This window comes from Mesorhizobium newzealandense (assembly GCF_042682145.1).
GTDB lineage: Bacteria > Pseudomonadota > Alphaproteobacteria > Rhizobiales > Rhizobiaceae > Mesorhizobium > Mesorhizobium newzealandense.
Window position 1 is genome coordinate 209947 of sequence record NZ_JBHUGZ010000012.1, and the last position, 20980, is coordinate 230926.

19 protein-coding genes and 3 pseudogenes are annotated in these 20980 nt (G+C 59.5%); 6 read left to right on the top strand and 16 right to left on the bottom strand.

Going from position 1 to position 20980, the window contains the following annotated elements:
- Positions 1–24: 24 nt before the first annotated feature.
- Positions 25–321: a co-chaperone GroES gene (groES, locus tag ACFSOZ_RS17480; protein ID WP_006203049.1), complete on the bottom strand. Its 297-nt coding sequence runs from the start codon at positions 319–321 to the stop codon at positions 25–27.
- A 1152-nt stretch (positions 322–1473) separates the two neighbouring features.
- Between groES and ACFSOZ_RS17485 the strand changes: the two are divergent.
- Positions 1474–1773, top strand: a pseudogene (locus ACFSOZ_RS17485) (Ros/MucR family transcriptional regulator); the annotation flags it as partial.
- Positions 1774–1846: 73 nt separating this feature from the next.
- Here the strand turns inward: ACFSOZ_RS17485 and ACFSOZ_RS17490 are convergent.
- From ACFSOZ_RS17490 to ACFSOZ_RS17520, 7 genes are all read right to left on the bottom strand, one after another.
- Positions 1847–2095 (bottom strand): hypothetical protein, encoded by a 249-nt coding sequence (locus tag ACFSOZ_RS17490; RefSeq protein WP_095090155.1) that lies wholly within the window; start codon positions 2093–2095, stop codon positions 1847–1849.
- Positions 2092–2865, bottom strand: coding sequence for an IS21-like element helper ATPase IstB (istB, locus tag ACFSOZ_RS17495; RefSeq protein ID WP_095090368.1), 774 nt, complete (start codon positions 2863–2865; stop codon positions 2092–2094). The genes ACFSOZ_RS17490 and istB overlap by 4 nt, the downstream gene beginning before the upstream one ends.
- Positions 2858–4357 (bottom strand): IS21 family transposase, encoded by a 1500-nt coding sequence (gene istA, locus ACFSOZ_RS17500; protein ID WP_379100202.1) that lies wholly within the window; start codon positions 4355–4357, stop codon positions 2858–2860. The genes istB and istA overlap by 8 nt, the downstream gene beginning before the upstream one ends.
- Before the next feature lie 2054 nt (positions 4358–6411).
- Positions 6412–6624: a cold-shock protein gene (locus ACFSOZ_RS17505; protein WP_379018039.1), complete on the bottom strand. Its 213-nt coding sequence runs from the start codon at positions 6622–6624 to the stop codon at positions 6412–6414.
- A 572-nt stretch (positions 6625–7196) separates the two neighbouring features.
- Positions 7197–7658: a phasin gene (locus tag ACFSOZ_RS17510; protein WP_379018108.1), complete on the bottom strand. Its 462-nt coding sequence runs from the start codon at positions 7656–7658 to the stop codon at positions 7197–7199.
- 287 nt (positions 7659–7945) lie between these two features.
- Positions 7946–8194: a DUF982 domain-containing protein gene (locus tag ACFSOZ_RS17515; protein WP_378926232.1), complete on the bottom strand. Its 249-nt coding sequence runs from the start codon at positions 8192–8194 to the stop codon at positions 7946–7948.
- Positions 8195–8407 carry a hypothetical protein gene (locus ACFSOZ_RS17520; RefSeq protein WP_378926234.1) on the bottom strand — a complete coding sequence of 71 codons (213 nt, stop codon included), beginning with the start codon at positions 8405–8407 and terminating at the stop codon, positions 8195–8197.
- 688 nt (positions 8408–9095) lie between these two features.
- Between ACFSOZ_RS17520 and ACFSOZ_RS17525 the strand changes: the two genes are divergently transcribed.
- On the top strand, positions 9096–10433 hold the full coding sequence (locus tag ACFSOZ_RS17525) for a Fic family protein (protein WP_379100204.1): 1338 nt from the start codon (positions 9096–9098) through the stop codon (positions 10431–10433).
- Positions 10434–10903: 470 nt separating this feature from the next.
- Here the strand turns inward: ACFSOZ_RS17525 and ACFSOZ_RS17530 are convergent, their stop codons facing one another.
- The 4 genes from ACFSOZ_RS17530 to ACFSOZ_RS17545 all read right to left on the bottom strand — a co-directional run bounded on the left by ACFSOZ_RS17530 (position 10904) and on the right by ACFSOZ_RS17545 (position 14162).
- The gene (locus ACFSOZ_RS17530) at positions 10904–11329 is read right to left on the bottom strand and encodes a hypothetical protein (RefSeq protein ID WP_379018041.1); all 426 of its coding nucleotides are present in this window, start codon (positions 11327–11329) and stop codon (positions 10904–10906) included.
- Between the two features lie 258 nt (positions 11330–11587).
- A complete protein-coding gene (locus tag ACFSOZ_RS17535; RefSeq protein ID WP_095090523.1) occupies positions 11588–13234 on the bottom strand; it encodes an MFS transporter in 1647 nt (548 codons plus the stop codon).
- A 363-nt stretch (positions 13235–13597) separates the two neighbouring features.
- Complete coding sequence (locus tag ACFSOZ_RS17540; protein ID WP_143748889.1) at positions 13598–13795, bottom strand: hypothetical protein; 198 nt, start codon at positions 13793–13795, stop codon at positions 13598–13600.
- A gap of 64 nt (positions 13796–13859) precedes the next feature.
- Positions 13860–14162: a DUF982 domain-containing protein gene (locus ACFSOZ_RS17545; protein WP_095090292.1), complete on the bottom strand. Its 303-nt coding sequence runs from the start codon at positions 14160–14162 to the stop codon at positions 13860–13862.
- A gap of 271 nt (positions 14163–14433) precedes the next feature.
- On the opposite strand from ACFSOZ_RS17545, the gene ACFSOZ_RS17550 reads away from it, so the two are divergent.
- Together ACFSOZ_RS17550 and ACFSOZ_RS17555 are read left to right on the top strand one after the other, a co-directional pair.
- Entirely contained in the window at positions 14434–14670 is a 237-nt protein-coding gene (locus tag ACFSOZ_RS17550; RefSeq protein ID WP_095090524.1) for a type II toxin-antitoxin system Phd/YefM family antitoxin, read from the top strand.
- Positions 14671–14792: 122 nt separating this feature from the next.
- Entirely contained in the window at positions 14793–15092 is a 300-nt protein-coding gene (locus ACFSOZ_RS17555) for a PIN domain-containing protein (RefSeq protein ID WP_378976967.1), read from the top strand.
- Between the two features lie 497 nt (positions 15093–15589).
- Here ACFSOZ_RS17555 and panC read toward each other — a convergent pair.
- Positions 15590–16479 (bottom strand): annotated as a pseudogene (gene panC / locus ACFSOZ_RS17560) (pantoate--beta-alanine ligase).
- Positions 16476–17317 (bottom strand): annotated as a pseudogene (gene panB, locus ACFSOZ_RS17565) (3-methyl-2-oxobutanoate hydroxymethyltransferase). The pseudogenes panC and panB overlap by 4 nt, the downstream one beginning before the upstream one ends.
- Before the next feature lie 419 nt (positions 17318–17736).
- Here panB and ACFSOZ_RS17570 point away from each other — a divergent pair.
- Positions 17737–18204 (top strand): Ros/MucR family transcriptional regulator, encoded by a 468-nt coding sequence (locus ACFSOZ_RS17570; RefSeq protein ID WP_095090294.1) that lies wholly within the window; start codon positions 17737–17739, stop codon positions 18202–18204.
- A 170-nt stretch (positions 18205–18374) separates the two neighbouring features.
- Here the strand turns inward: ACFSOZ_RS17570 and ACFSOZ_RS17575 are convergent, their stop codons facing one another.
- Both ACFSOZ_RS17575 and ACFSOZ_RS17580 read right to left on the bottom strand, forming a co-directional pair.
- Positions 18375–18587, bottom strand: coding sequence for a cold-shock protein (locus ACFSOZ_RS17575; protein ID WP_095081581.1), 213 nt, complete (start codon positions 18585–18587; stop codon positions 18375–18377).
- A 381-nt stretch (positions 18588–18968) separates the two neighbouring features.
- Positions 18969–19754, bottom strand: coding sequence for a GGDEF domain-containing protein (locus ACFSOZ_RS17580; protein ID WP_378924765.1), 786 nt, complete (start codon positions 19752–19754; stop codon positions 18969–18971).
- Between the two features lie 793 nt (positions 19755–20547).
- Between ACFSOZ_RS17580 and ACFSOZ_RS17585 the strand changes: the two genes are divergently transcribed.
- Positions 20548–20928, top strand: a complete 381-nt coding sequence (locus tag ACFSOZ_RS17585) for an XRE family transcriptional regulator (protein WP_095090296.1) — start codon at positions 20548–20550, stop codon at positions 20926–20928.
- Positions 20929–20980 lie beyond the last annotated feature (52 nt).

A 20980-nucleotide genomic window follows, 5' to 3' on the forward strand; every position in this document is an offset into this window, starting at 1 on the left:
TTCAGGTGAAAGAGAGGCCGATATTCAGCCGATGATGCCCATGATGTCGGATTCCTTCATGATCAGAAGGTCTTCGCCATTGAGCTTGACTTCAGTGCCCGACCACTTGCCGAACAGGATGCGGTCGCCAGCCTTGACGTCCAGCGGAACCAGTTTGCCGGCTTCGTCACGAGCGCCGGAGCCGACAGCGATGATCTCGCCTTCCTGCGGCTTTTCCTTTGCCGTGTCGGGGATGATGATCCCGCCGGCGGTCTTGGATTCGGATTCGACCCGGCGAACGACCACGCGGTCATGAAGCGGGCGGAACTTCGACTTTGCCATTTTTTCTTCCTCGATGAGAACGGTCCCTCTATCCGGCGAAGCCGGACAAACCAGTACGCCCGGCGGTTCCGGACATTAGTTAGCACTCATCAATGGCGAGTGCTAACACCGCGGGGGATAGGCTCCTGGCATAGGAGAGTCAAGACGCTCGTGAGGCGATTGCAGACAGCCGGTATGATGATTTGGCCGGCTGTCCTATTGCCGCCGAGGCGACCGCAGCGCCCAGCAGTGGCCATCGTTCGGCGAGCCCGTAGCTGCCGGTCAGCTCGAGACCGAGATCACTGAGATCACTGAAAGGTCTTGGCGTCACAGATCGGTCGAAAAACGGCGCTTCTGCGAAGCAGTAAACCGCCCCGGCGGCTTGGCAGCCCCATGACTGAAATGGGGTGCGGGCGGAACGCACTACTCAGCCGCCCGGATCGATGATGCGAAAACAGGCCTAATATTCCGTAAACAGGAAGGCTGGCGACGCACCGATTGCAATTGCGCTGACGTGGGGTAAGCTTGGCCCGTCCTGGATCGTCAATCCCATTGCAGATTCGGGCACTCCCGATTTTGCCGCCTTCGGGCGGCCCTTTTGTTTCATGTAAGCTATTGCCGCCGCGATCCGAACCGCGACAGCGGGTGCGGCCCGATGGGTTCGCCGCCAACCGCGTCGATCAATCATATTCAGGGACCGGCTCGGCCGTAGCAGTCCCCGCAATCGGCGAGCGGCTGGGTAGCGCCGACATGGCGGGACGCCATCAGACAGGCCCCGTCTTGATGGGGCGCCAATTGTAATGCTGGTCCGCACGATGGAACACCAGCTTCGCTGTCGCGTGTAGCTAACCGCTGGCGCTGATATTACTCTAGTGAAGTGGAGATGTTGCTTCCGTTGGATCCGGAGACGTTTCGGACCGTATTGGCCGAACGGCGAGCCGCGCGAATCACCTGATTGGTAGATTACCCTGGGGAAATGCAGCGACGCTTGCCGGTGTTCCGAAAGTCCCGTCGGCAAATCCACTATGTGGAATCCTGCAGTCACCGCTGACGCGTTGAGTTACGGATGAACATGCTATTTTCCCGTTGATTGTGTTTGGAAGTTAGAAAGATGAATGTTTCGAAAGGAGAACCTGCTTTGGCTGAGGACATGACTAACATGCTCGGGCTGAAACAACTGACATTGTTTCCGCTTACGTCAGCAAGAACGCGCCGCCGATTTCCTCTCTGCCGGATCTTATTCACAGCGTGAATCAATCGCTGTCGAAACTCGGACAGCCCGCCGAACCCGAGAAGCCGGCGCAGGCTCCCGCAGTCAACCCGAAGCGGTCGGTGTTCCCGGACCACATCATTTGCCTGGAGGACGGGAAGAAGTTCAAATCGCTGAAGCGCCATCTAAACGTCCATTATGGGCTGACACCGGACGAATACCGATCCAAATGGGGCCTGCCCGCCGACTATCTGTTAACGGCTGCGAGAAAGCGCGGGCAAATGGTGCCGAGGATTGTGGAGGAGAAAGCGGCCCGATGGGGCCGCTTTGTATTTTTTACCAGGAGGGATCGAGAGGATGGGGCTTTTGCCCTGTCTGCTCGTCGCTGGAAGGGTGCTGATCGTCAGGGGCTTGTTGGTGACGGACAAACTGCTGGATGTGGGGAGCGTAACGGCTCCAGATGCAGTCTCGCAGATCGTCGAGGAGTTCGAAGACGGCGGCTGCTTGCTCGGGTGTCCATTCGGCATTGACGATGAACTGGATTCCACGCCCGAGACCGGACGGCTGATGAGGATTTCCGGTCATGCTGCAGGCTCCTTTTCGTCAGCGGCGTGGCTGGTGCGTTGTTGACGCTGCGCCTTCGAGCGCTCGGAGGCTTCCTTGAAGCGGTAAGAATCGCCTTCGATGGGAATGACCTCACAATGGTGCAAAAGGCGATCGACCAGACTGACGACGCAGGCGGCATTGGGGAAGACCTCCGACCATTGCGCGAAGGGCTTGTTGGTGGTGACGATGGTCGAGCGTTTCTCGTATCGGCGGCTGATGAGATCGAACAGCAGATCGGCATGACGGTTGGAATAGGAGAGATATCCGACCTCGTCGATGACCAGGATATCGGGCGCCGCATAGTACTGCAGCTTTCGGCGGAGCATGGAATCGCTGTCGATGGCGGCGAGCTCGCCGAGCATTTCGCTGGCGGTGCGGAAGAGGACCGAATGGCCGGCGACCAGCGCCTGGTAGGCGACGTTAAGAGCGAGCGTGGACTTGCCGACGCCGTTAGGGCCAATAAGGACGATGTTGGCGGCCTCCTTGACGAAGGACAGCGTCATCAGTTCCTCGATGGCGGCGCGATCGATACGACGCGGCCATTTCCAGTCGTAATCGGCCAGTTGCCTGAAGTGGCCAAGCCTGGCGGCGCGCATGCGTCGCCGCAATGAGCGGTCGGAGCGCTCTTCTTCCTCCCATTGAAGCACGGCGGCCAGCCACGGCGCGTCGGCGATTTCGTCCCAGTGGGCGATCAGGCCATTGAGGCGCAGCGCCCTGGCGCGGTTGAACAGGATGCCGGGATTATTCATCGTCGTTGCCTGCGCAAGTGAGTTGATCGTAACGGTCGAGCTTGTGGGGCTGTACGACCGTATCCTTTTTGCGGACATGCTCCGGCAGCCTTGTTTCGACCGGCGGTGGAGCGCCACGCGCGATCCGGCGGCGTTCGAGCGCGACGTGAACCGATCTCGAATGAGAGGCCCCGGCCTGCAAGGCATCTTCGACGGCGGCCTGGAGTTCGGTGGCGCCGTAGAGGTCGAGCAGTTTGAGCATGGCATTGGTGATCGCGCCGATATTGGCGCCGCGCTCGGCGGCGTGGATCATCAGTTTCTGGCAGGCCGGCACGGCGCGCGTCAAACTGTTGAGGCCCCGATGCTGGCGCGCTTCGCGCTTGACGGCGACGAGCGCCTTGAGGTGCCGGGGGTCTTCGATCTGCTGGCCCCGGTCGTAGCTGCGGCGGTGGCTGGCGATCATCGTGGCGGCATCGAATATCCGGACCTGGGCGAGATCGGCGCGCACGGTGAGCGTGCGCCGGACATGAGTATGGGGAACCGAGTAATCGTTCAGGTCGAAGCGGACATAGGGTGTCTTTCCGACCTTCGCGGCGATCTGCTCCTCGATGGGGTACGGGTTGGTGGGCAATGGCAGAAGCATGGGCTGCTCCTGCGCAAACACCTGACGAACCGTCATCGTCCGGTCCTCGGGGCATGGCCGGTCGGCGGCCTGGTTGCGGCACCATTGTTCGGCCTGGGCATTCAGATCGTCGAGGTCCTTGAACTTGCGGGCGATGAAGAAGGCTTCCCGGATGTGGCGAATGGCGCGCTCGACGCGGCCCTTTTCGTTGCCCCGCGCCACGGCGACGGGACGGGGCTCGAAGCGATAATGGCCCGCGAAGGCCAGAAGTGTCGGATGGAACCGGATGGCATCGCCGTGACGCTCAAGCACAGCGCTCTTAAGGTTGTCATAGAGCAGCACCCTGGGCAAACCATTCCAGGCGTTGAACGCACCGGCGTGGCCGCGCAGGAAGTTTTCCATGCGGGCATCAAGAAAGAAGCGCAGATAGATGTCGCGCGAGTAGGACAACACCATGACGAAGGCCATCAGCGGGCGGCGAGCCTTGCCGATTTCGATGTGACCAAAATGCGCCCAGTCGACCTGGCCTTGCTCGCCCGGCAGGGTGCGCAGACGCAGGAACGCTTCCGCAGCCTTGCGCGGACGGTGGAGCGCGATCATATGCCGGAAGTGGGAGGACGAGCCCTTGTAGCCGCGCTCCTGCACCATCCCGTACAGGCGGCTGGCGGCCAGGTCTGGATATGTCTCAAGCGTCCGCTGGACGAACGGCAGATACTGGTCGATCTCGGCGGGACGTATCACCGGCCTGTGGCGGGGCAGACCGGCCTCCTTCAGAACCCGGAAGACCGTCGTATGGTGGCAATGCAATTGCGTTGCGATCGTTCCACAGCGCCACCTCTCAACGTGGTACAGGCGCAGGATCATCGCTTCCTTCTCGGCGGATATGGTCATCGGTTGGGTCTCCATAGTCGTGTTGACGGACATAGGCCCCTCGGCGACGCACGAAGCCGCCGCGAAAGAACGGCGGCAGCCGACAACTGCAGCGCCGGCAGCACGGAGCCGGAGGGATCGATGGCACCGCTTCAGCGGTGACGTCGTCCAGTGCGACGGTGCCGTCGATCAGGGGCGCGTTCAGTCGTGAACCATCCGGCAGACAAGGTGCAGACTGATGCGTCACGTTGTTTTTGCAGCGCTGGCGATATCGGCGGGAGCGGTCGGCGTGGGCAAAGCGGCCCCGGCGGGTGTTCTGGTAGCGCAGCCCCGCCGCACGCAGACTGTCACGGCGGGCTTCATGGGCGCAGTCAGAACCACAGAAGCGCTGACCCCGATCGCAATGCCGGCAAAGCAAGACCTGTGAGCGGCACCGTGCGCAGAGAAAGAAACGACCGGTTTGCATTGCGGCGGCGAACCTCTCGGAACGCCGTCGGGATTGCGGGGAAAAGCTCGACGGAATGCGCCAATGCCATTATGCTGGCGCATACCGTGAACCAGTCGGCATCAGTGCCCGGGGACCTGCAAGTCCCCTCACACGGGCCGTTGGGATAGGACATCGAGTTTACGTGGTAGTGGGTCGATGTCTGATTGCGGCGCTCCGCACATGTAGCATGCGCGGACGCAGCGCGGGATGCGCCTCAGTCGCCCTCCGGGCTCCTGTCGGTGCATCCCGCGCTCTCATCCCCAACCAAATCAGATCATCAGCGTCATTCAGCACCACTCCGAGCCGAATTCCGCATCAATTCCCTCTCGGCGCCATCTATACGCGGTTCTCAACCGCCATCGACAACTATCCGATGGTCGCCCCGAACTCTTCGGCCTCGCGATCGCAATTGGCGAAAGCGAGCGGTCTCGGCCGCAAGGTTGCTGCGAAGGCGCCTGACAAGCGAAAGGCACGAGCTTAGAAGAAGGCAACTGTCGCCTTTCAATATCGGGCGATGGCCCGGCACGATGCTCAGGCTCCATCGCCAACTTGTGCTTGCGGCGTTGTCGCTACTGCTTGCGCAGCCGGCGCTCGCGAAAACTTGGTGCCATCCGATTGACAACACCGCCCGGATCCTTGCGTCGCCAAGCCCGAATGACATTCACAGGGATTGGCGGGACGAAAATCACATAGGCATGTCGTTGGCATTGGCGCCGCGCCGCAAAGTGACGGCAGAGCGCGTTGTTTATATCGAGGGAGATCTTTTTTACCACGAAGCGGCCTTGTGAATAAAAAAGTCAATGTCCTCCAAAAGGAATGGCAATGTGATTGGCGGCTCTCGCCGGGCGCTCCGCACTCGCGGATATACACACCGGGCAATAGGGTCGCGGCACCTGAGCCACCGGACCTTGCTGGGTATGTCTCCTGAGCACTTCCCAATGCCCGGCACAGTTGCCTTTGCCGATAAGCGAAGTATCGTTGCGCCGCGAATCGGCTGGAGGATCAATGCGCAAGCAGACAAAACCGTTCATCATCGAGGTCAAACCCTCACGGAAGCCGAAATCCGGCCCACGGAAGACGTCGATCTGGGGCAGTTGGACTTGAGGACCGAGGACGATCCGCCGGCTGGAGCGGCGCCACAAAAGGTGCCAGCCGCCATCGAGGATAGCGCTGCGGCCGGGGGCCGCTGACCCAAACGTGCTGCTGCGCGCCTATGTGGAATCAATGACAAGGAGCCGTCGGCAGCAGACTGCTGGCGACGGCCGACGGTGTGAGTGTCAGCCTGTAGGCGCTGTGCGAGTCTCGGTGGCGCGGGGCCAGATAGCTGCGGGCCGCCTCTCCGAACTTTTCGCCGGTATTCTCACCAGGGGCATCAGCTTGTCGGTGTGTGGGATAAACCACCAGGCTTTGGATGAGGCAGGTGGCGAACGGCGCCTTCAGACGCACCTTCCGGCCGGTATTTTGAGAAAGGCGGGAAACACCCCGCCTTTCCTTGCAAATTGTCTGGCTTGGCCTGTAATTCGTGAAGGCTGAGAAAAAGCTGCCCTGGCCTTTTGGCTCCGTCACGTTTGCGCGGCGCGCAAGACAGTCAGCCTGCCTTGCTCAGACTGCCAGCTGAAGACTTGCCGGTGCGGCGGTCCTTCTCGATTTCATATTTGATCTTCTGACCATCGACGAGGGTCGAAAGACCGGCACGCTCGACAGCCGAAATGTGGACGAACACGTCCTGACCGCCGCCATCGGGCTGGATGAAGCCGAAGCCCTTGGTGCTGTTGAACCACTTCACGGTTCCAGTCGCCATCTTCTTATTCCTTCATAACAACTGCAGAATGGCCTGGCCAAAAGCCAGGCCGGTTTACATTGCGCCAGGAGATAACGCAGCAAGATCGCCAAATCGCAAGGCCTTTGACCACTTGGCCGAAGAAGAAACAGGGTTCGGACTCTCTTGGGCACAGACAAGATCCACCTTGTCCCTGGTCTACGCTCTGGGACGGCCGTTCGGCGCCGCCTCGACAAGGAGCTGGTGTGCCGACCAGGTCGTCGATGTGGGTCACGGTCGACGAGGCCGCGGCCTTGCCACCCGATCCGGCCACGAGCGGACCTCGGGCGCTTGATGACCGTCGCGACTGTTTCGGTGTCCCGCCGGCAGATGAGCACATCGCGCCGTCGAGTTCCGGCGCTGGACGTTGCCGGTCCAGGCGAGCGACTGTTTGGCAAGTCCCGGTTGCGGGGGGAGTGGTCGACCATGATGGACCACCATTCCAAATCGGGCTCCGGCCAGAAACCCGCGTTGCACGACAGGCCCCTGACCGGCAAATGACGGGTAGCCTGAAATCGAGGAGTGCTCCCGCATTGATTGGATCATCTAGAAAACTAGGCGGCCTCGAGGCCCTTCAGGGCCTTCGCGAAGGCGTCCTTGACCGGCTTGGAAACGTCGGCCGCCGCCCTGGCGGTGAGCGCCTGGATGTCCTTGACTTGCTCGACACCCATTTCAACGCGCTTGCGCAGAAAGATCCTTTGCAACTCAAAAACTTCGGACAGCGACTTCACACGGACCAGAGCCTCAAGGTGCGAGAAGTCAGCTTCGGCGTTCGCGCGCAATGCCGCGATCATCTTCAGCGATAACTCGTTGCCGGCCGACTTCACGGTTTCGGCGCTCGACTCGAGCGCCTTCTGGGTCTCTTCAGCGCCTGATTTGAATTTTTGAAGCACCTCGTTCGTTTGCTCCATGCCCTTGTCAGCGACGGCGCGAAGTTGATCGGTAGCCTTGTCGGGATTGAATGCCGCAAATTCGGTGGCTTCGGTTGCGCTGGACTTGTCAGTGGGTTTGGACATTTCTTGAACCTCCGCTTGAAGATGGTTTCCCGCCCGCGACAGCACATTGGGGCTGATGTGTGACAGTGGTATGTGCACTGCACCAATCTGGTGCGGCGTGCCGGCTCGGCCGCTGCAGATCGGCTTCGCGCGGACGTGCCAGTGATCGAATGGGTTACGGGTAATGACGTGCCGTCATGGCGCGTGCCGACCTTCCCTTTGCCGAGAACGGTTTCAGATCGGACCGGCGCCGGCCTCGAATTTCTCGGGCGCTCTCCGGGCCTCCGCTCGATCCATGATAGAGATTGCTAGACAAGCAGGCCTTCCTCTCTGGCGGCTGCCTTGAAGGCGATGCGGGCATCGTCAGGCGTCAGTTCTCCGGCCAAGGCGGACAAACAGACGCGTACGGCCTCGTTCCATCTGGGACCGTGCTTAGTCCACTGGAGCAGCTGATCGGCTGCATCTTCGACGCTGCTGCACTCGTAGCGAATACCTGGGGTGCTGATATTTATCACGACAGGTGGCGAAAACCTATGAAGGGACACCGGGGGCGTCATTCATGTAGATCGAAAATAACGAACGCGGCGAGAAACATGGGTCTCCAAGACGATGCGTTCGGTAAGCTCACAGTCCGTTCCGCTCAGGTCCGGACCGCGGTTGCGATCTGCCGCGACGGTTGCCTTGATGGAGATCTTATCGCCAAGCTCGGCGGTTTGGAGCGGCAATCGAACGAGTTCTTTGGCGATGACAGCGGCCTCCTGGTCGACCATTAGCCGCACTCCAGGCCGGAATCGAACTACCCCCACGTTGGAGCAATGTCCAAAAAAATCAACGTGCAATTCTTACCGATATGGGGCTGTTGGATTTTCTCATCCCCTGCATGTTGGCGCGGCTTTCTTCCGGCCACGCCGTCGCGGCCAACCACACAGGAGCGCATGACGGCACCCCCGGTATGAGCATGATCCGCATCCCCCAGAACCCTCTCCTGACAATGCAGTTTCAGGCAATTTTGCGCTAATTCGGTAGCAACCGCCACCAACTCCCAAATTAACGCTTCAACCTGGACCTTACTCCAGAAAGACCAGCGCCCGTCGCCCCGTTCCCGTAAGGGAGTCAGGCTTCTCCAGAGCGCATCGAGACGCCGTTCGCCCTTGTCGCGATCAGTCGATCCTATGGAGCTCCAGGTCCGTACAAGGCATCCAAAGTTAGACGCGCGTCGCCTTGTCAAGGCGGAGGCGCGCTCACTGGCCACTCGGCTTAGCTCACCGAGAACTGAGGCTACATCTGCGGTCGGTCCGAGGTGAACGATTTATTCTTCATTCATTCAGACACCTTCCGGTAGTTTTTATATCGTTGTAAACAAATCGTTTTATGCTTCTATTTATTCATGAATGGCGATATTCTCATTTGATTTTTGCAGGGCGGCGGGCGCTTAGTCGTCCCTGCGTGAACTTGTGAATGGTGAATCCCATGCATCCCGTGATGGCACTTCGAAATTTGGACACTCTTCAGAAGGAGATCGTCAGCATCCTTTCCCGCGCCGGGATCGGCATGTCGCAGACTGGCATCGTAGCGAAACTGACTAGCCGCGCCAGCCAGCCAACCGTGTCCCGGGCGATGGCCAGGCTCGTCGCCGACGGAATCGTCATCAAAACGGGAGAAACCCGCGGCGCATCGTTCGATTTGTCCCCAGCAGCGTCTTGGTTCTCGAAGGCACCGCACTACCGCCCCGAGGTTCCGTATGACCCTGAGCGGATCGGAGGTTACGTCCCGAACACAACAACATGGCTTCCAGCGGAACAGTTGGCGCGCATCAGGGCCGCCGCGGAAGGCGTAAACCAGGCCCTGGATGCATCGACATATAGCAGGGCGATCGCGGAACGCTTCCTGATTGACCTCGCCTGGGCATCATCGAACCTTGAAGGGAACACGTACACCTATCTCGACACGGAAGTCCTCCTTCAATACGGCCAGAAAGCGAGCGGCCACGAACTGGCGGAGGCAACCATGATCCTCAACCACAAGCACGCGATTTCCGAGCTGCTCGATAGCGTGGGGAGGCCCGTCCTCAACCCCCAGTTCGCCGCCCGAATCCACGCGATGCTCCTTCGCGACCTGATCTCGCCCGAAGACCTTGGGCGGGTGCGGGGAAACCCGGTCAAGATTCAAGGCTCCAGCTACCAGCCGAGCGGCGATCGCACCCAGCTCACGCAGGACCTGGGCCAGCTGCTCTGGAAAGCGGAACAAGTCGAGGACCCGTTCGAGGCAAGCTTCCTGCTGCTGACCGAGTTCTCCTACCTGCAGGCTTTCATTGACGGCGACAAGCGGATGGGGCGGCTCATGGCCAACGTGCCATTGCTATGGCAGGGCCTGCCGCCGATCTCGTTCATCGGCATCAACCGCAGCGCATACCTGTCCGGACTCATCCTCTTCTACGAACTGGGCGACGCGTCATTGATGGCCGGCGCCGTGGCCGACGCCTATGAGGAGACGTCGAAAAACTACACGGCTGCGGTGGCGACCAGGCGGGTGCCGAAGTCTGTCGAACTGCGTGAGCGGAGGCGCATCGACGAGGCTGTCCGTACCATCGTGGAGGATGGCCTCCCGGAAGACGACGTGCGGTCGTTCGCTTCGGATTATTTCCAGAACCTGAATGATGAAGACCGGGACCACCTCGTTGGGTTAGTGGCCGAGATAATCACGGCGATCACACCGGAAAACGCGAGGGCATGGAACGTCGACCCTGACAGGGTAGTCGCCTACATCAGCGGCAGATCCAAAACCCATGGCACTTAGTATGTTTTATTCACCATTCATCAAGCCACCGACGGAACGGCCAAACATATGATTATTATTGACTATTTACAGGCGTTTTATTCATAGCCGAGGACGCGGCCTTAGAAATTCGAGTGCAGCGGCGATGGACATTTCACGTCATCCAGGTCGATGACAAGCTATGTATGAGGCGGCGACCCTCACGATAGGGTCGTCGGCCGAAATGAGCTCTGCCGTGACGCCTGGCGCGCCTTGTCGTGCCATTTGCCGAAATTCTTCCAAAAATTTCCGAAACAGGTGCGCGGTCCATACTGACCTCTTATAGGCCGGGGACGTTGGCATCCATTTCCAGTCTCCTCCGATTTCAGTGTTACCGTCGGCGGAAAGCTGGGAAAGTGGCAGTGATGCGCTCGCCCGCTACTTTTCGTTAACCCCCGGTCAAAGAACCGATCGACTCCTGCGGCCAGACCCACTAAGGGCCTGCCTCATGTTCAGGCGGATACGCATACGGCACTGATTTCGCGGCCTCCCGAGGCCGTCGTGCTGACCGAGCCAAGTTCTTTCGGGAAAAATGGGCCGCCCCGAAGTGGCTCAGTTTCACGACGAGGGTTAGCGCCGCAAACAGAGATCGTCCGATCCCCAAGCCGCATGTCGACGGCCATCAGCTCACTTCGTCTCTTTTGAAAATGCGCATTGGTTTGCACTGCTCCGAATGCGGCTTGATAGAACGACGCAGCTCCCTGCTGCCCACCATGCTCCACAAAAATCGTCAGTGAGAGTGATATCCCAACACCGCAAACCGACTTGAGAACGTTCCCGTCTGAAATGCCATGCTGCTGAGGGACTACTTCATGGGCATTCGCTGCCGACAAATCGATCTGCCGCATGGCCAAAGCTTTTCGCAATGCTTTGGCCATGGACTGGGAACGCCGGAGAGCATCATGGTTCATCCCTTCTGTAGTCAGTGTCAGTGCTCGCGTTGCTGACGGCCACCCACGAGGGTCAAACCGTAAGGATTGTGCATTCACCATTCCAGGAGGAGCGAGCGGCAGGCTGCACAGCCTGCCAAGGCAATAGCTAGATCGTGACGTAGATCAACAACTGCTCGCGTCAATTGCGAATCAGGTTTCCCAAAAACTGCGAGAGTGCCCGCCGAGCGCCGTTTCAAACGTCAGCTACGGGCGCGATACAAAGGGCACAGGCTGAACTTCGCTGCCAGAGGCAGGGCTTGTCGACCGTTCGATCGAAAGTGCGAGATGAGGAGAAGACCCATCAGCCTGCAGAGCGGCTAGGCGCTCGGCTACCTCCCTGTCAGCCAAAGTCAGGCGATGATTTAGACGAAGGTAATCCGTCCATGTCGGAGTGCGGAATGTCTCAGTCCAAAGAGTCGGATTCTGAAGATTTCGCTGCAGCGTCCAATTGCGCGCACCGGCACGGGTCTGAACGCGCCGCCTTTCGCGCATGCAGCGCAGAAACGCCTCGATATTAGGTTCGGGGATCGAGTACTCCACCTTGACCACGATTGGACCGCTCCTCGGCCGGAGAGTAAGGGCCAGTTCTGGTGGGATGAAGTCGGCAGCCCCTTGATCCGATTCTTCCCATAGTCGTATCGGCAATACCTTTCCCGCTGCTGCAACCAGCAACAGTGCCACTGCAGCACCTTCCAAAGCCCACGTCAGGGAATAGTTCTGCGCGACAGCTCCCCAGATCCAGCTGCCGGCTGCCATACCGCCGTAGGTCAAAGCGTAATAGATCGACAGAGTGCGACCAACGACCCACCTTGGGCTTGCCAACTGCACACACACGTCGGTTCCGGTCCAGGTGACGACCCAGCCTGCGCCACCGATTGCAAGCGCGATCGCCGCCACCGTCACGGATGATGTGACGGCCAGCAAAAGGCAACACGTTGCGCAGGCAACGGACGCCAGCGTGACCAATCGCTCTTGGGTCGCAATGCGTCTCAAGTAACCATTGCTAATGCCTGCGACAAAGGCACCTGTGCCGAAGCCGGCCAACAGGACGCCGTAAACAAGTGGCCCACCCGCCAGCTGATCGCGGACGAGGAGGGGAAGGAGAGCAAGGATCGAGATGCTCGACAGCCCGAACAGGGTTGCACGCACAATCGCCACTCTGATCTCCGAGGAGATCGCGGTGAAGCGCATGCCATCATGAATGGCGGTCGCCATGCGCTCGCGCGGAAGAGGCGAAGAGCGAACCTGCCACTTGGTGCGCAGGACAGCGCTCAACGGGACCAGGTCGCTCAGCGCCGCCAATGCAAATGCTGCCAGCGGGCCAAGGAAGGCCAAAATAACACCGCCCAGTGCGGGACCTACGCTTCGGACAATATTATATCCCACCGACATCAGTGTCACCGCAGCGGGTATCTCGCGCTTTTCCAGGATATCACCGACGGAGGCGTGCCAGGCTGGATCATTCAAGGCAAAGCCGCATCCGGCCAGAAAACCCAATCCGAGGATCAACCACGGACTGACAAAGCCCAGACCGACAGCGAGAGCCAGCGTCGTGGACGCCAGTGCGATCAGGCAATGTCCGGCAAGCATCACCCCGCGGCGGCTAAAACTGTCTGCAATGGCTCCAGCAAGGATCGACAAGAAGAAGGCGGGCAGTGTAGATGCAGCCTGAACGAGTGCCACCATCAGGTCGGAGGCTGAAATCGTCGCCATGAGCCAGCCGATAGCCACGCTCTGGACGAGCCAGCCGAGGCTGGAAATCTGCGTGGCTGTCCAGATCGAGCGAAAGACCGGGTTCTGAAGAGGCATCAGTGTGGTTGCCGCAAAGGGCGGGGAATCTTCACGCCGCATGACTATCTCACCTCCACCAAGTCGTTCTTCGCTCACCTGCCGACAGCTGGGCGCTTCGCGCACAGCTGCGTCACAACCAAGCTCCGTCATCGCGCTCTCAACACAGGAGATGTCGCATCACCATGCTGATGCGCGATAAGTCCAGTTGGGTGTAAGCCGGTCGAGGTCGCGCAGCCCGATGGATGCGGTCAGTTCTGCCCTGCGACTCTCAGCTTTGGATGGTGCTAGCGCCCCGATGGCCGGCTTGTCAAACGGCCGCAGGCTGGCAGCGCCCATCGGCTGGATCCGCAGCAAGAACGGAAACCGCCTGCTGCTACGGGCGAGCCGCTTTCACCCCTTGGGACCGGACAAGGCCAGTGAGGTTCAAGGAGCAGCGTCTCGGTCGCTCAGCGCCTTCTTGATCTCTTTCAGCGTGCCGGCCCCGCTTTCGAACAGCGCCATGATCTTCGCGGCCAAGGCCTCGCGTTCGGGGCTGTCCGGCGGGAAATGGCCGCCTAGCTCCGCGAGGGCCTTGCTGAGCATTGCCAATTGCTCTGGACGAGCAAAACTGTTATGCGGCATGGCGAACCTCCCTCAACGCGCCTCTAGCCATCCACGAAGTCCCAGCAGCAGAAGTGGCCAAAACCTATGCTTGCACCTTTCCGGTGCCCGACTTGCAGGCGGCGAGCCACTGCATCGCGGAAGTTTCATCCTCCAATATGGCGACCCGTTTCGCAAAGCCAAAAAAGGCGTTGCGGGCAGCACTCACAGGCTTTCGCCCATCATAGGCATCATAGCACGTCCTAAGGGCGATCTCGTGGACTCCGTCCCTGCGATCGTCTGGCCATTCAGTGAGGAAATCGATGGCGTCCGCGAGGTCCGCAATCTCTTGTACGATGTATGTGTCACGTTTCACGAACAGCGGGGTGCCGAAAGCCTCAGCGTTCATTCTTTCCTCCCGATCTGCTGAACAGCTAATTTGTGCGAACAGATGCATCACCGGAACCCGCTCACGATAGCTGAATGTGTTGTCAAGGCGATGACGGTTCAACACGAAAGCGGCGGCTTGCGGAGTTGTGATCGAGAAGTCCGCAGGTGCAATTCGACGAATCTTACATGAGGCTGCGGAATCACGTCTGTGACCCGACGGTGCAGGGTTCGTTTGACGACGTGCTCTTGCACATATATTCTGGCCACGTGGTCATTTTATGGAGACGCCGATGAAAAGCATCACCGTAGTGGAGGCGAAATCCCGCTTCTCAGCTTTGCTGGCGGAAGTCGAAGCTGGCGAAGAAATCGCCGTCACCAGGCACGGCAAGGTGATCGCGCGCCTTGTTCCCGACCATCCCCGCGTGGCGGCCGACGCCTTTCGTGATTTTTGGGCAGACGCCGATGAAATCGATCTGGTCGCGCCTGACGACAAGCAGGCTGAACATGAGACTTCGTTGGACGGTTAGATTGTGACGTCACTCTACCTCCTCGACACGAATATCCTGATAGCGGCTATGAAAGGTCGAATCGAGGTGCGTGGACGATTGGAGTCCGAGCAACTGAGCGCCATGCGGCTCTCTGCCATTGTGTGCTGGGCGAACTAGAATTCGGCGCCGAGAACAGCGCTTATGGCGACCGCAACCGCGCTCGCTTGGCCGCGCTGGCTCAACGGCTCCCGTTTGTCGGAGTCGACTACGACACAACGCGACATTATGCGAAGGTTCGAGCATTTCTGGAGCTTCAAGGAACGCCAATTGGGGCCAACGATACATGGATTGCCGCGCAAGCGTTGGCGATCGACGCCACGCCGGTCGCAGACAATGAGCGCGAGTTTTCCCTCGTGCCTGGACTGGCACTCGAAAACTGGTTGGAACATGGGCAACCGTGACCTTGTCTATCCTAGGAAACCCGACTGCAGTGACGGTTCGGGCCTCACTCACCTGCCAAGCCAATATCCGCCGGGTCGGGAACCGCCGCCTCGAAAATCTCAAGATAGCTCTTACGTCTCTGGGCTCTTGTGGAGGCGCGCTTGCGAACCTTCCCGCCGATAATTTCCTTTAGCTTCTCGGCCGTTGGCTAAGCGCCGTTCATTTTTGGCGAAACGCTTGGCGATGATCCGGGTAACCGTGGAATGGCCCAAACCGCTTCGCAATAGTTTCGCAATAGCGAGGTCGCTCGACCAATTCGGAATGATCCGGCATTGTTGGTGACGTAGCCGGTGAACTCGGTGAAATAGCCCGTGATGGGAACATGGACCAGCGAGGCGCTTCGAATGGGGCCGGAAACTGCGTACGCCACCGCCGGAAACATCCGTGCTATCGGGGTGGCAAGCTCACCCGCGCAGGGAGTCGAGGGTTTTGAGGCAGACTTGGATGCGTCAGAGACTTAAGCGGCTGCAGGTGAAGCAAACCTTTTGGAAGTGCTTTGCTTTGGCCGGACGCACACATTGTCAACGAGCCGGATGTCCCCCAGCCATGCGGCCACGAGGATGCGTGTCGATCTGTCCGCGGCGTCGAGCGGCGCGAGGTCATCGTCGGCCCGCAGTTCAAGATACTCGACTTCTTTGTAGCCGGCCGCCAGGATTGCCTGCCGCGCCTCAATGAGTACGTCGTCGGCTGTCGCCCCTGTCGCCAGCCGCTCGGCCAACGCGAACAGGATTTCCGCGAGGCTCGGCGCCGCCTGTCGCTGTACGGACGAGAGGCGAAGGTTGCGCGACGACATTGCCAGACCGTCGGCTTCGCGCACCGTCGGGCAAGCGACGATCTCGATCGGAATATCGAGATCGCGCGTCAGCCGGCGCACGACGTGCAACTGCTGGAAGTCCTTCTCTCCGAAGAAGGCCAGATCGGCGCCCGTCTGCAGAAAGAGCTTGGCTACGACAGTTGCCACGCCGTCGAAATGGCCGGGACGGTACGCACCGCACACCCATCGCTCACCCCGCTCACCGAGACCGCGGTGGCGAAACCTTCCGGATACATTTCAGATGCATCGGGTGCGTAGAGCATATGGGCACCCAGCGGCGCGAGCTTGGCAGCGTCCTCGTGCTCCGTTCGTGGATAGGCGGCAAGGTCAGCCTCATTGTTGAACTGTCTCGGGTTGATGAAGAGTGTCACGATCACCCGATCCACGCGCTCTAGCGCCGCCCGCACCAGGCTGAGATGGCCTTCATCCAGCGCGCCCATCGTCGGCACGACGGCAACCTTGAGGCCTTCGCGACGCCAGGCTGAAACAATGCTGCGCAATTCCGCGACGGTCCGGACGATCGGTATGCTCACGCTGCCTCTCCTCCTTTGACGGTCTTCGGCGCATCGCCGAAGACATGCTCGGCCGCAGGAAAATGGCGCTCGCGTATATCCTGCGCATAAGCCGCGATCGCCGCTTCGGCAATTTGTCCGAGCTCTGCGTAACGCTTGACGAATTTCGGGCGGAAGTCGCCGAACAGGCCAAGCATGTCGTCGACCACCAGGATCTGCCCGTCGCACGCCGGCGAGGCGCCGATTCCGATCGTCGGGACGGCCACCTCTTCGGTGATCCGCCGGGCGAGCGGCTCAGGCACCTTTTCCAGAACGACCGAAAAAGCACCGGCCTGCGCCACTGCCTTGGCATCGCGCCGGATGCGCTCACCGTCCTCGCCCCAGCCCTGCACAGGATAGCCGCCGAAAGTATTGACCGCCTGCGGGGTCAGGCCGACATGGGCCATGACCGGTACGCCACGCGCGGCGAGAAAATGGATCGTCTGCGCCATTGCCTCGCCACCCTCGATCTTGATGGCCGCACAACCGGTCTCGGCCATCACCCGGGCTGCGTTTCGGAAAGCCTGCCCGGGACCTTCCTCATACGAGCCGAACGGCATGTCGACGACCATGAGCGCACGCTTGAGGCCACGCCGCACCGCCTTGCCGTGCAGGATCATCATGTCGAGCGTCACGCCGAGAGTCGAAGGCAGGCCGTGGAGCACCATGCCGACGCTGTCGCCCACCAGCACAACATCGCAGTGCGGATCGATGAACCGGGCGACCGGGGTCAGCTGTCAGGCAGACGAGCGGAGCCTGGCCTTTACAGCAAGCGAATGTCCGGCGGCGTGATCGCCTTGGTCTCAGCAGATATGCTCAAGCGAAGCCTCCTTCCCTAGCGTTATCCATCGCGGGTGTCGCCTTTGGCATATTTTTGTGCAACTGCGAAGAGCAAAACGGCTACCTCTCGGGATTGGCGCCGAAAGGCATGCCCACGGACCATCGGTGCAGTCCCAGCCCCGACTGCACCCTTGCCAGGCGCATTCATTCAGCTCCAGCGCAACGATCAAGTTGGATGATAGGCGATCCCGCACTATGGCGGTACTTTCGCCGACAACCGCAGTGCCGCAGTGCCGATCAGCTTCGCCATCAACGTGATATGGGCGGGAAGCGTTGCTACCAACCGCGGTGCAGGACGAGCATCGCAATAGTCTTGCCTGGGCTTTATTGCTTTCCGCGGCAACCGCCACTATGTAGCGACGCTTCCCCGACTGTCTTTCAAGCCATCTGGAGAGTTTCATGACGGAAGAAGCCAAAAACAACATCGACACTCTCATCGAGCTCACCGCCGATGTCGTCTCAGCGTATGTGTCCAACAATCCGGTCCCGGTAGCTGATCTCCCTGCCCTGATCAGCCAGGTCTACGCGGCACTCAAAGGCACTGCCGGCGCCAGCGTTTCCGCAGAAGAAGCGGAGGCTCTCAAGCCTGCGGTATCGATCAGGAAGTCGGTGACACCGGACTACATCATCTGCCTTGAGGACGGCAAGAAATTCAAATCGCTGAAGCGCCATCTGTCGACGCATTATGGGCTGACGCCGGACGACTATCGCGCCAAATGGGGTCTGTCGGCGGATTATCCCATGGTCGCGCCGAATTACGCCGCAACGCGTTCGGCGTTGGCCAAGACGATGGGGCTCGGCCGCAAACCGAAAGAGCCGGAAACGCCGGCGCCAACGAAGCGGACCCGCAAGAAGGTCGCAGCTTGATTTCAGAAATCGAGGTTTTTCTGGAGCGCGCAAGCTGCCATCGGCACCATCTGCATCTGCCCGGAATGTGAAAAGGCGGGGTCCAGCCCCGCCTTCCCTTTCAAACAGCTTTGGCTTCCCAGCCTGGATGCACCTTGTCCATCGGCTGTTGCCAGGACGCTGGAGAAGATTCAGCCAGCTTTGCTGAGGCTGCCAGCAGAGGACTTGCCAGTGCGGCGGTCCTGTTCGATTTCATAGTTGATCTTCTGGCCATCGGCGAGGGTCGAGAGCCCCGCTCGCTCAACGGCGGAAATGTGAACGAAAACATCCTGACCGCCATTGTCAGGCTGGATAAATCCAAATCCCTTACTGCTGTTGAACCACTTCACGGTTCCAGTCGCCATATGCGTGTTCCTTTGTAACAATTGCAACGTGGGCAGGCCGTCCGGCCAGTCCCGATTCATAACCGAACTTTGGAGTTGGGCGCAGCAAAAAACGAAAAATTGCAAGGCCCGGTAGATCGGCGGCCGGCAGCTCGCTCACTGCAATGACCCTATTGTCAGCAAGCACGTCCTGCGCTCTCGCTCTCGCGCATGGCCCAGAACGACCCGCGATCTGAAGCCCGGGCGGTCTCATCGCTCCGAGGAATTGCAAATCCAGGCCTAGCGCTGCCGGGCCGACGTAGCGAATGTGGCACCGACGGCCACCGGTCCACCAAAAAAATCCATCAGCACCACCAGGCCGCGGCGTGTTTTTCCATCGGCCTCTCTCCCAGACGGGGTTGGTTACGGTGTCACGACTCGCAACTTGGCTGCTTCATAATCGAACGAAACGCGGTTCCGCCCACGTTGTTTCGCTTCAAAAAGGCATCGTGCGGCAGTGCGGAGGACATCCTGAGTATCTGCACCATGAGGGATTTCCGCACCACCGATGCTGACGGTCACCTTCACGCCGTCTTGTTGCCCTTTCACGCCAGGAACCCGCTCGATATGACGACGGATCTTCTCCGCAATGGTCTTTGCCTGCTCTTTGCGGATGTGGCGTAGCAACACCCCAAACTCTTCCCCGCCAAGGCGACCGATCCCGTCTCCTGGGCGCGTTGTATAGATGAGCGCCTTCGCAATCCGAACCAGAGCTTCGTCACCCTTGGCATGGCCGTGCTTGTCGTTGATTGACGAGAAGTGATCGGGATCGATGAGGAGAAGGGTGTCGCATTCCCCTTCATCGCGGCTTCTATCCATCCTTGCGATGAATTCACCGCGACTAAGAAGTCCTGTCATCGGGTCATGACTGGTGACGAAGGTGAGCCTGCTATGCGTCTCTTTCAGGGCTGCATGAGACTTCTCCAACTTGTCGCATGTTTCCTGGATCGTTTCCGCCTGGGTGAAAATGTAGGCACTGACCGGCATCCCGATGAGGATGGGAATGAAGGTGCATTCCACCCAGCTCAGCCAGTCGATCGGCATCTGCAGCGCAAGCCGAGCCGTAAAAGACAAACCGAAGGTTGCGACGACTGCAATTATCGTCACGACTATTGATTTGCCCAGAATACGCCTGCGACGCGGTGTCATGCGGTTCCTTTAGATACTGGCGCTGAACAAGCTCTTACGAAGTCCATTAAGATTATTTCGGACGCGAAAGGCAAGGAAGCGCAACTGTCGCCGTTCAAGGTCGCGACAGCGAGCCGGTAGCTGACAGAGCGGCGAATTTTAGCAACGGTTAAAATTCGAGTTTTTCGAATCTGCCGGCGTTAGTTTTCGGATGCTACCCAGCCTTCACAGATGGTGAGCGTGGAATATGCGTGGTCCAGGTTGGATTAGAGATATACGGCAGGCTGAGGCTCAGCACCTGCGAGATCGAATAGCTTGGCTTGAATGCGAACTGATTTCTGCGGCCGCGTCCAAAGGCAAATCCAAGTTGCAAAACGTTGGTCACGAGCTTCGTTCGCAGAAGGTTCGACTGGCACGCCTCGAACAATGCATAGCGTGGATGCCGAAGCGGCTCTAGTGTCGCGCCCACATGCGAGGGGTAGATCCGAAGATCGCCGTTGTGGCGGGACCCCGGCTCGCGGTCCGATTATTCACACGCCGCCGCTCGCTCAACAGGGCCACTCAGCGGGGCACGACCGAAAAATCGCCTCAGATACATGGTCCTGCATCCATCCCCATGCTACCTATCGTTGACCCAACATAGCCTGAGAGCTATATTCGGTAAGAGAGTCGGCATTCCGATAGTTCGATAGAGCGTTCGGGATAGCACAATCGAGTTGTTGACTTACCTCGTAGCCATCGCGCGACCCCTCTCGCAAATCTAACGTTTCCGTATAGACGGAAGTGCGGGCGCCAACATTACGGAGTCAATTTCATGGGACGCGGTCTCGATAGCGTCATCGCATCCTTTCCGCAAAGACCGCGGGATCGCATCGATGCGCGGTATACGGAGGAGATCCAGGAGGTAGAAGGTCTTCGGGCACTGCGCCGGATCGCAGGCAAGGCCCAAGCAGATGTTGCGGCCGCTCTGAAGATCAAACAACCGTCTGTTTCGAAGATCGAAAACCAAGTTGATATGTACGTTTCGACGCTTCGCAGCTATGTCGAAGCCGTCGGCGGAAAGCTTGAGTTGACGGTCAGGCTGCCGAAGCAGCCGACCGTGCGTATCCATGCTCTCGGAGAGATCGCTGCCACGATCTCCGAAAATCTCGCCCCTCCCAAAACTTCTCTCGCCAAGGCCGGACACCGCGGATGACCCAACCAATCCGCAACCTTCCGCGAAGCTATCGCTACAGAACGCTGAAGGC

What these genes read in the sequence shown, in the direction of transcription:
- groES (WP_006203049.1), bottom strand. Translation starts at nt 321, where the DNA reads ATGGCAAAGTCGAAGTTCCGCCCGCTTCATGACCGCGTGGTCGTTCGC.
- ACFSOZ_RS17490 (WP_095090155.1), bottom strand. Translation starts at nt 2,095, where the DNA reads ATGACCGGAAATCCTCATCAGCCGTCCGGTCTCGGGCGTGGAATCCAG.
- istB (WP_095090368.1), bottom strand. Translation starts at nt 2,865, where the DNA reads ATGAATAATCCCGGCATCCTGTTCAACCGCGCCAGGGCGCTGCGCCTC.
- istA (WP_379100202.1), bottom strand. Translation starts at nt 4,357, where the DNA reads ATGACCATATCCGCCGAGAAGGAAGCGATGATCCTGCGCCTGTACCAC.
- ACFSOZ_RS17505 (WP_379018039.1), bottom strand. Translation starts at nt 6,624, where the DNA reads ATGGCGACTGGAACCGTGAAGTGGTTCAACAGCACCAAGGGCTTCGGC.
- ACFSOZ_RS17510 (WP_379018108.1), bottom strand. Translation starts at nt 7,658, where the DNA reads ATGTCCAAACCCACTGACAAGTCCAGCGCAACCGAAGCCACCGAATTT.
- ACFSOZ_RS17515 (WP_378926232.1), bottom strand. Translation starts at nt 8,194, where the DNA reads ATGACGCCCCCGGTGTCCCTTCATAGGTTTTCGCCACCTGTCGTGATA.
- ACFSOZ_RS17520 (WP_378926234.1), bottom strand. Translation starts at nt 8,407, where the DNA reads ATGGTCGACCAGGAGGCCGCTGTCATCGCCAAAGAACTCGTTCGATTG.
- ACFSOZ_RS17525 (WP_379100204.1), top strand. Translation starts at nt 9,096, where the DNA reads ATGGTGAATCCCATGCATCCCGTGATGGCACTTCGAAATTTGGACACT.
- ACFSOZ_RS17530 (WP_379018041.1), bottom strand. Translation starts at nt 11,329, where the DNA reads ATGGCCAAAGCATTGCGAAAAGCTTTGGCCATGCGGCAGATCGATTTG.
- ACFSOZ_RS17535 (WP_095090523.1), bottom strand. Translation starts at nt 13,234, where the DNA reads ATGCGGCGTGAAGATTCCCCGCCCTTTGCGGCAACCACACTGATGCCT.
- ACFSOZ_RS17540 (WP_143748889.1), bottom strand. Translation starts at nt 13,795, where the DNA reads ATGCCGCATAACAGTTTTGCTCGTCCAGAGCAATTGGCAATGCTCAGC.
- ACFSOZ_RS17545 (WP_095090292.1), bottom strand. Translation starts at nt 14,162, where the DNA reads ATGAACGCTGAGGCTTTCGGCACCCCGCTGTTCGTGAAACGTGACACA.
- ACFSOZ_RS17550 (WP_095090524.1), top strand. Translation starts at nt 14,434, where the DNA reads ATGAAAAGCATCACCGTAGTGGAGGCGAAATCCCGCTTCTCAGCTTTG.
- ACFSOZ_RS17570 (WP_095090294.1), top strand. Translation starts at nt 17,737, where the DNA reads ATGACGGAAGAAGCCAAAAACAACATCGACACTCTCATCGAGCTCACC.
- ACFSOZ_RS17575 (WP_095081581.1), bottom strand. Translation starts at nt 18,587, where the DNA reads ATGGCGACTGGAACCGTGAAGTGGTTCAACAGCAGTAAGGGATTTGGA.
- ACFSOZ_RS17580 (WP_378924765.1), bottom strand. Translation starts at nt 19,754, where the DNA reads ATGACACCGCGTCGCAGGCGTATTCTGGGCAAATCAATAGTCGTGACG.
- ACFSOZ_RS17585 (WP_095090296.1), top strand. Translation starts at nt 20,548, where the DNA reads ATGGGACGCGGTCTCGATAGCGTCATCGCATCCTTTCCGCAAAGACCG.